This window comes from Frigoribacterium sp. CFBP 13605 (assembly GCF_014839405.1).
GTDB lineage: Bacteria > Actinomycetota > Actinomycetes > Actinomycetales > Microbacteriaceae > Frigoribacterium.
Window position 1 is genome coordinate 1 of record NZ_JACYNS010000107.1, and the last position, 8,324, is coordinate 8,324.

Sequence of the window (8,324 nt, forward strand, 5' to 3'; positions counted from 1 at the left end):
GGCGGCCCGCCACCAGGCGACCCTGGCGGCGCCCCGGCCGCGGCTGCCGCACTGGTACCTCGGCGAGATCGCGGTCGGCGACGCGGCCCGAGGGCTCGGCGTGGGCACCTCGTTGATCGAGCACCGCCTCGCGGCGATCGACGAGACGGGCGGCGCCGCCTACCTCGAGTCGTCGACCGAGCGGAACCGGGCGCTCTACCGGCGCCTGGGCTTTGTCGAGCTGGGCCCGATCGGCGGGCTGCCGGGCGCGACGCCCGCGGCGATGTGGCGCCCGGCGACGACATGGCCAGGCTCGACCTCCGAGCGATCGGGCACGGTGGCGACCCCGACGCCGTCCTGATCGCGGTGGTTCGCGTCGCGCTCACCGCGGGCCTCGCATCCGGCCCGGAAGGTGCGGGTCGCGCCTGCCGGAACCTCGTGTGCGACCCCGGATGCTGGACGAGGCCGTGCCATGCATCACGGCTGTCGCCACCTGCGCCCGAGTCGTCGGTCGAGAATTCAGGAGATACAGCTCGCTTCTTACGCGTGAGCGGCATGTCGTGACTTCTGGGCGGGCCTCATGACACGTCGCGACGCAGTTGCCGCCACCAGCCGAGCCCGAGGGGCAGCGCCACCCAGAGCAGCAGGGAGGTGAGGGCCTGCCCGGCGCCCGGGATGTCGCCGGGGCCGTCCGCCCAGCTCAGGTGCGGCTGGGCGAGCCAGGCCGCGAATGCGAGCGTGGAGATCCACGGGGCCGCGGTTGGGACGAGGAGCGCCGCAGTGATGTCGTAGGTGAGCGGCAGCAGCATGGTGACGACGATGGCCAGGGGTGTGTTCAGCAGCAGCGATCCGACGGCCGTGCCGGTCAGGGCCGCTGCGACCGCGAGGGCGACGACTCCGCAGGCAGCCGCCGTCACTGCCCACCAGTCGGTGGTCGCCAGCAGGTCGGCATGCAGAACCACGAACGCGAGTGCTGCAGCGGCGGCCGTGACGAGGGCGACGCCCAGGACGAGCCCGACGATGGCGACGAGACGTGCTGTGAGGACGAGGAGGCGCTGCGGCGTCTGCGAGAACGTCGCGAGGGCGGACCGCCCGTTCCAGTCGCCCGTGACCGCGAGCACGGCCACGACGGGAAGCAGCACTGTGAGCGGGATGCCGACGCCGCTCACGAAGGTTTCCAGCGACGCGTCGGAGGCCTGGGACAAAGCGACCGCGCCGACGCCGAGAAGGGCGATGGCGGCGAAGAGCCCTCGGGCAGCCCGGGTGTCGGTCGCCTTCATGACCTCGATGTGCACGAGGACGGGCCACGGGGTCATGGGGTCCCTTTCGGAGTGGACGTGGACGTGTGAACGGGCTCGAGCGGTGACGTCCCCCTCGGTGGCCCCTGTGCCATGGACGGGCGGGCTGCATGTTCGCCCGAGGTCTGGTCGAGAAAGAACGACTCGAGTGACGGACGCGACTCGGACAGATGGGTCAGCGGAATGCCCAGGGTCACCGAGAGGCGTCCGACATGATCGGCGGTGGTCGTCGCGGTGAGGCGCGTCGTGCCGTCCCGCCCGCGGCCGACCGTCACCTCGTCGTCGACGAGGGCTCGAGCAAGCCGGTCATCATCCGTGCTGGCGAAGGCGACGTTCGTCAGCCTGGCGGCTCGCGCCGGGCCGGCGTGGACGACGCGGCCTCGGTCGAGGATGACGACATCGTCAGCGATCGTCTCGATGTCGCCGAGGTGGTGGCTCGACAGCAGGACGCCGCCACCGCACCGGGCGAAAGCGACGACGAAGTCGTTCAACCAGCGGAGTCCCTCGGGGTCGAGGCCGTTGCCCGGCTCATCGAGGATCAGCGTCGTCGGCTCGCCCAGCAAGGCGACGGCGAGGCCGAGGCGCTGACGCATGCCGAGACTCAGCGAGCCGACCCGACGGGCGCCCACGCTCGACAAGCCGACGAGACCGAGACACGCGTCGACACGATGCGACGAGACGCCGATCGCCAGCGCCGAGAGGCGAGCTGTCTCATGGACGGTGCGCCCACCGTGGCCCGCGCTCGCGTCGAGCAGGACACCGACGATGCGACCCGGCCGATCGATCTCGGCGAAGGGGAGGCCGTCGAAGAGCGTGGTGCCGCTCGTCGGGCGGACCAGCCCGAGCATTGCCCGAAGCGTCGTCGATTTGCCTGCCCCGTTCGGCCCGAGCAGAGCCGTCACCCGGCCCGCTCCGGCTTCGAAGCTCACGTCGTCGATGACGACCCGTCGCCCGTAGGTTTTGCTCAGGTTGCGGACCGAGACGGCCGCGCTTTCGCGGACGAAGGCGTTCACGCGCGAGCGGCGAGGAGGACAGACGTGATGGCGCACACGCACATGATGAGGAATGCCGCGATCGGTTGCGGTGCTCTGGGTGATCGACGGGCCGCCAGGCTGAGGAACCAGACGCCAGCGGCCAGCGGGATGAATGGCATGGGCCAGTGCTCCGTCATCGCGAAGCAGGTCAGCACCGAGAGCGAGACGGCCAGAGCGGACAAAACAGTGACCCGGGCGCGGGTGGCTTTCGTTGACTCGTACTGAGCAGGCAACAGGACTTCTTCTTTCGTGATGTGCGGAGACGGGGGCGGGGCCCGAGGGCCCCGTCCCCGGAGATGATCAGTGGAAGTAGTTCCAGAGTTCCCAAGCCGTCAGCAGATTCGCGATGGCCCCCAGCGCTCGCGTCACGGCAGGCCACACGGTCGACACGAACGTGGAGTAGGCCTTCTTCGCACCGTTCACGACGGCTGTGAAGAGCGACGGAATCTTCTTGAGAGCGTTGAGGAGGTTCGTGAACCTGTTGCGGCTCTCCCGTTCCCCGGACGGAGTCGAGACGGGGGATTGCTCGGAGACCCCTGCAGGCGGCGACGCCGTCATCGAGATCGTCGCGATGGAGGCTCGTGTCGCCGCCTCGGTCGCAGTCGCAGTCGCAGTCGCAGTCGTAGTCGTAGTCGCAGCTGACGGTGTGGCAGCCGTGGCGCTCGTGCTGACTCCCAGAATGCCGGGGGAGACTAGGACGGCGACAGCGACTGCTTTGTGCCAGACGGTCCAGCGGTTCTTGTCCATGTGTTCATCCGTTCTGCTTCTCGAGGCCCCGCCTCTCGGGACCTCGGGATGGGGCCGGTTCGGGTGCAACCGTCCGGCTCCGACGCGGGTGGGCCTCGTGCCCACCCGCGTCACCAATATGTCGTCTTTGCCATTGCGGATGCAAGGGGAAGATGTTCCTGTGGAAACTCCGTGCCTGATCGCCGTCAGACTCGTGTGCGGGTGCGTGCTCGCTGAACCCGCCCGGCGACACGGACGACCTGAGCCGCGTGGGCGGGCCGTCCAGACCGGGCATGTATCTTCATGTCGAGAGACTTCTGCGCGGTAGCGTAGAGGCAGCACCACCGAGCACACGCATGCCCGACAACGAGGGAGCACCTGCCGCATGGCGAAGATCATCTACACGCTGACCGACGAGGCGCCCATGCTGGCGACCTACTCGTTCCTGCCTATCATCCAGGCCTACGCCAAGACCGCGGGGGTCGACGTCGAGACCCGCGACATCTCGCTGGCGGCCCGCATCATCAGTCAGTTCCCCGAGCGCCTCACCGACGAGCAGCGCCAGGGCGACGCCCTCGCCGAGCTGGGGGCCCTGGCGAAGACGCCCGAGGCCAACATCATCAAGCTGCCGAACATCTCGGCCTCGATGCCGCAGCTCAAGGCCGCCGTGGCCGAACTCCGGTCGCAGGGCTACGACCTGCCCGACTACCCCGACTCGCCTTCGACCGACGCCGAGCGCGACGTCAAGGCCCGGTACGACAAGGTCAAGGGCAGCGCGGTCAACCCCGTGCTGCGCGAGGGCAACAGCGACCGTCGTGCTCCGCTCTCGGTCAAGAACTACGCCCGAAAGCACCCGCACCGCATGGGCGCCTGGACGGCCGACTCGAAGACGAACGTCGCGACCATGGGCGTCGACGACTTCCGTTCGAACGAGAAGACGGTCGTCATCCCGGCCGACGACACCCTGCGCATCGAGTTCGTCGGCGCCGACGGCGAGACCCGCGTGCTGCGCGAGTCGATCCCCGTGCTGGCCGGCGAGGTCGTCGACGGCACCGTGCTGCACGTCGCCGCGCTGCACGAGTTCCTCGCCACACAGATCGCCCGGGCCGAGGCCGAGGGCGTCCTGTTCTCGGTCCACCTCAAGGCCACGATGATGAAGATCAGCGACCCGATCCTCTTCGGTCACGTGATCCGCGCCTTCTTCCCCCGCGTCTTCGAGCAGTACGGTGCCGACCTGCAGGCTGCCGGGCTCGACCCCGCCAACGGTCTCAACGGCATCCTGCAGGGCCTCGCGGCACTGCCGAACGGCGACGAGATCAAGGCCGCCTTCGACCAGGGGATCGCCGACGGGCCCGACCTCGCCATGGTCGACTCCGACAAGGGCGTCACCAACCTCCACGTGCCGAGCGACGTCATCGTCGACGCGTCGATGCCCGCGATGATCCGTACGTCGGGCCACATGTGGGGCCCCGACGGCGACGAGCACGACACCCTCGCCGTCATCCCCGACTCGAGCTACGCCGGCATCTACCAGGCCGTGCTCGACGACTGCCGTGCGAACGGCGCCTTCGACCCCGCTACCATGGGCTCGGTGCCGAACGTCGGCCTGATGGCGCAGGCCGCCGAAGAGTACGGCTCGCACGACAAGACCTTCGAGGTGCCCGGCGACGGCACCGTCCGCGTCGTGAACCAGGCGGGCGAGACGCTCATCGAGCACGAGGTCGCCACGGGCGACATCTGGCGCGCCTGCCAGACGAAGGACGTCCCGATCCGCGACTGGGTCAAGCTCGCCGTCACGCGGGCCCGCGCCAGCCAGACCCCGGCGGTCTTCTGGCTCGACGAGACCCGTGCCCACGACGCGACCTTGATCGGGCTCGTCCGCACGTACCTCGCCGAACACGACACCGAGGGCCTGCAGATCGAGATCCTCTCGCCCGTCGACGCGATGGCGTTCTCGCTCGAGCGCATCCGCCGTGGCGACGACACCATCTCGGTCACCGGGAACGTGTTGCGCGACTACCTGACCGACCTGTTCCCGATCATGGAGCTCGGCACCTCGGCCAAGATGCTCTCGGTCGTGCCGTTGATCAACGGCGGCGGCCTGTTCGAGACGGGTGCCGGCGGTTCGGCCCCGAAGCACGTCTCGCAGCTCGTCGAGCAGGACTACCTGCGCTGGGACAGCCTGGGCGAGTTCCTCGCCCTCGCGGTCAGCTTCGAGCACCTCGCGATGTCGACCGACAACGCGCGGGCGCAGATCCTCGCCGACACGCTCGACCGCGCCACCGGCACCTTCCTCGACGAGAACAAGTCGCCCGGTCGCAAGCTCGGCTCGATCGACAACCGCGGCAGCCACTTCTACCTGGCCAAGTACTGGGCCGACGAGCTCGCCGCCCAGACCGACGACGCCGAACTGGCCGCCGCCTTCGCCGGGCTGGCCGCCACCCTCGGCGGGGCCGAAGGGGCGATCGTCGCCGAACTGATCGAGCCCCAGGGCACGGCCGTCGACATCGGGGGCTACTACCACCCCGACGCAGCCAAGACCGAAGCCGTGATGCGCCCGTCGCGCACGCTGAACGAGGCGCTCGCGACGCTGTAGGTCGTCGGTCGCCGGGCGCAGGTCGCTCGAGAACAGGAGGCGCGGTGCCGGTCGGCACCGCGCCTCCCGTCGTCCGTCGGGTCGGGCCGTCGTCTGGTCGGTCGTCGACTGGTCGCGAATCGTCCTTCGGGGGCGCGTGAAGGACGATTCGCGACCACTCGACCACTCGACCGGCGGGGCAAGGCGTCAGGCGGGGCAGGGCGTCAGGCGGGCAGGCGTCAGGGATGCAGGGCGTGGCGGGCGGTGGCGCGGACGGCGTCGGTGACGGCCTCGAGGAGGGGCGAGGCGAGGGTCCAGCGCTGCCAGAAGAGCGGCACGTCGACCGGGTCGCCGGCGGCCAGTTCGACCAGACGGCCGGCGTCGAGTTCGGGGCCGGCCTGCGCCTCGGGCAGCATGCCCCAGCCGAGGCCGAGCACGACGGCCCGGGCGAAGTCGGCCGAGGCGGGCACGTGGTGCCGGGGCGCGAGCGGCTCGTGACCGGTGAGCCGACGCGCGAAGTCGTGCTGCAGGTCGTCGGCGCGGTCGAAGACCACCATCGGGGCACGATCGAGCCGTCCGTGGTCGAGGCCCCTGGGCTCGGCGGTTCCCCCTGCGCTCGGTCGGGCGCCCAGCCACCGTTCGACGAACCCCGGACTGGCGACCGCGCGGTAGCGCATGACGCCGAGCGGCTCCGAGCTGCAGCCCTGCACGGGCTCCCGGGTCGCGGTGACGGCGGCGAGCACGTCCCCCGATCGCAACAGCTCGGCCGTGTGCTGTTGGTCGGCCCGGCGCAGGTCGAACACCACGGGCACCGTGGGCGGGACGGCGGCCAGCGCGTCGAGGAACCAGGTCGCCGTCGAGTCGGCGTTGACGGCGATGGGGAGGGTGGTGGGGACGGGGTCGTCACCGTCGTCCCCTCCGTCGGGTCGGCCGGCGCCGAGCCGGGCCAGCGCGTCCGACGTGAGCAGGTCGACCTGGCGGGCGTGACGCAGCAACACGTCACCGGCCTCGGTCGTGGTGACCGGTGTCGTGCGTCGCAGCAGCACCTGCCCGGCCGCTCGTTCGAGCTGCTTAATGCGCTGTGACACCGCGGACTGCGTGACGTGCAGGCGTCTCGCCGCCGCCTCGAACGTGCCCTCGTCGACGACGGTGCGGAGGGTGTCGAGCTGGTCGAGCGCGAAACGGGCCATGAGTCGAGCTTATGCAGCATCACGAACATGAGTTGGCGTGATGGCCTGGTGCGCCCCTAGCGTGTCGCCATGACCTTCGCGACCGTGCTGCCCGCCGCCCTCTTCGGTTTCGGTACGAGCCTCGCCCTGATCGTCGCCATCGGTGCCCAGAACGCCTACGTGCTGCGCGTCGGGCTCCAGGCCGTGACCCGCGTCGTCGTGCCGGTCGTCGTGGTCTGCGCGGTGAGCGACGCCGTGCTGATCAGCGCCGGGGTGGCCGGGGTCGGCGCGCTCGTCGAGGCCGCGCCTCAGGCGGTCGTCGTCGTGCGGATCGTCGGAGCGGGGTTCCTGCTGGTCTACGGCGCCTTCGCCGCGAAGCGCGCGATCCGGCCCGTGGGCGCGCTCACGGTCGAGGCCGGCGCGCCGCCCGCGCGGGTCGTCCCGGCCGTCCTGGGCGCCCTCGCCTTCACCTGGCTGAACCCGCACACCTACCTCGACACGATCGTGTTCCTCGGCTCGGTCGCGAACCACCAGCCGCCCGAGCTGCGGTGGTGGTTCGCGGGCGGGGCCGTCACGGGCAGTCTCGTGTGGTTCTCGGCGCTGGGGTTCGGTGCGCGCCTCCTACGTCCCCTGTTCGCGAAGCCGGTCGCGTGGCGGGTGCTCGACGCGGTGATCGCCGTCGTGATGGTCGCCCTCGGGCTGCGGCTGCTGTTCGGGCTCTGACGGCCGGCCGCCCCTCGAGGGGTCGGGACGGGCCGCTCGGTTCCGCAGGTCGGCGGCACGTCGTGACGTCTCGCCGCCGGTAGGGTCGCCGCATGGTCAGCTTCGCCGACAAGCCCGTGCTCGACGTGACGGTCGAGCAGTGGCGCGAGGACCTCGAGGGCGACCCCGACGTGGGCGGGGTGCGACTGACGCTCCGCAAGGTGCGGTCGACGAAGCCGGGCATGACGTGGTCCGAGGCCCTCGACGTCGCGCTCTGCCACGGCTGGATCGACGGCCAGACCAGCCGGCTCGACGACGACTTCACGCTCACGGCGTTCCAGCCGAGGCGGAAGGACAGCCCCTGGTCCCAGGTGAACCGCGAACACGTCGCACGCCTGACCGCCGAGGGGCGGATGACCCCCGCGGGACAGGCCGAGGTCGACCGGGCGAAGGACGACGGCCGCTGGGACGCCGCCTACCGCCAGAAGGACGCCGTGCCTCCTGACGACCTGCAGGCAGCGCTCGACGCCGACCCGGTGGCGGCGGCGCACTTCGCGACGATGACGAAGACCGAGCGGTTCCGGGTGTACTTCCGGCTGGCCGCACTGAAGCGGCCCGAGACCCGGGCGGCCCGCATCCGCGACGTGATCGCGGCGGCCGCCCGCGGCGAGCAGCACTACCGCTGAGCCGCCCGCAGGAGGCGCGGGTCGCGTCATGGCCGCATCCCGCCACGATGTAAACAAACCGCCACGCAAACTCGTGGCGGTTTGTTTACATCGTGGCGGGGTGGCGGGGTGGCGGGGTGGCGGGGTGGCGGGGTGGCGGGGTGGCGGGACGTGGC

Annotated in this window: 8 protein-coding genes; 4 read left to right on the forward strand and 4 right to left on the reverse strand. The window is 70.7% G+C overall.

From position 1 onward, the window contains the following. Positions 1-340, forward strand: a 340-nt coding sequence (locus IFT36_RS13890) for a GNAT family N-acetyltransferase (RefSeq protein WP_200413422.1), incomplete at its 5' end; no start/stop codon positions are given. Between the two features lie 217 nt (positions 341-557). Here the strand turns inward: IFT36_RS13890 and IFT36_RS13895 are convergent. The 3 genes from IFT36_RS13895 to IFT36_RS13905 all read right to left on the reverse strand — a co-directional run bounded on the left by IFT36_RS13895 (position 558) and on the right by IFT36_RS13905 (position 3,058). Further along, complete coding sequence (locus tag IFT36_RS13895) at positions 558-1,295, reverse strand: hypothetical protein (protein ID WP_192122868.1); 738 nt, start codon at positions 1,293-1,295, stop codon at positions 558-560. Further along, positions 1,292-2,332 carry an ATP-binding cassette domain-containing protein gene (locus IFT36_RS13900; RefSeq protein WP_307785117.1) on the reverse strand — a complete coding sequence of 347 codons (1,041 nt, stop codon included), beginning with the start codon at positions 2,330-2,332 and terminating at the stop codon, positions 1,292-1,294. Before IFT36_RS13900 ends, IFT36_RS13895 begins: the two co-directional genes overlap by 4 nt. Before the next feature lie 279 nt (positions 2,333-2,611). After that, positions 2,612-3,058: a hypothetical protein gene (locus IFT36_RS13905; RefSeq protein ID WP_200413423.1), complete on the reverse strand. Its 447-nt coding sequence runs from the start codon at positions 3,056-3,058 to the stop codon at positions 2,612-2,614. A gap of 364 nt (positions 3,059-3,422) precedes the next feature. Between IFT36_RS13905 and IFT36_RS13910 the strand changes: the two genes are divergently transcribed. Next, positions 3,423-5,633, forward strand: a complete 2,211-nt coding sequence (locus IFT36_RS13910; protein ID WP_200413424.1) for an NADP-dependent isocitrate dehydrogenase — start codon at positions 3,423-3,425, stop codon at positions 5,631-5,633. Positions 5,634-5,851: 218 nt separating this feature from the next. On the opposite strand, the gene IFT36_RS13915 is transcribed toward IFT36_RS13910, so the two are convergent. After that, positions 5,852-6,802 carry a LysR family transcriptional regulator ArgP gene (locus tag IFT36_RS13915; RefSeq protein WP_200413425.1) on the reverse strand — a complete coding sequence of 317 codons (951 nt, stop codon included), beginning with the start codon at positions 6,800-6,802 and terminating at the stop codon, positions 5,852-5,854. 69 nt (positions 6,803-6,871) lie between these two features. Here IFT36_RS13915 and IFT36_RS13920 point away from each other — a divergent pair, with 69 nt between their 5' ends. Both IFT36_RS13920 and IFT36_RS13925 read left to right on the forward strand, forming a co-directional pair. Next, positions 6,872-7,504, forward strand: a complete 633-nt coding sequence (locus IFT36_RS13920) for a LysE/ArgO family amino acid transporter (protein ID WP_123571680.1) — start codon at positions 6,872-6,874, stop codon at positions 7,502-7,504. Positions 7,505-7,596: 92 nt separating this feature from the next. Next, complete coding sequence (locus tag IFT36_RS13925) at positions 7,597-8,169, forward strand: YdeI/OmpD-associated family protein (RefSeq protein ID WP_200413426.1); 573 nt, start codon at positions 7,597-7,599, stop codon at positions 8,167-8,169. Positions 8,170-8,324 lie beyond the last annotated feature (155 nt).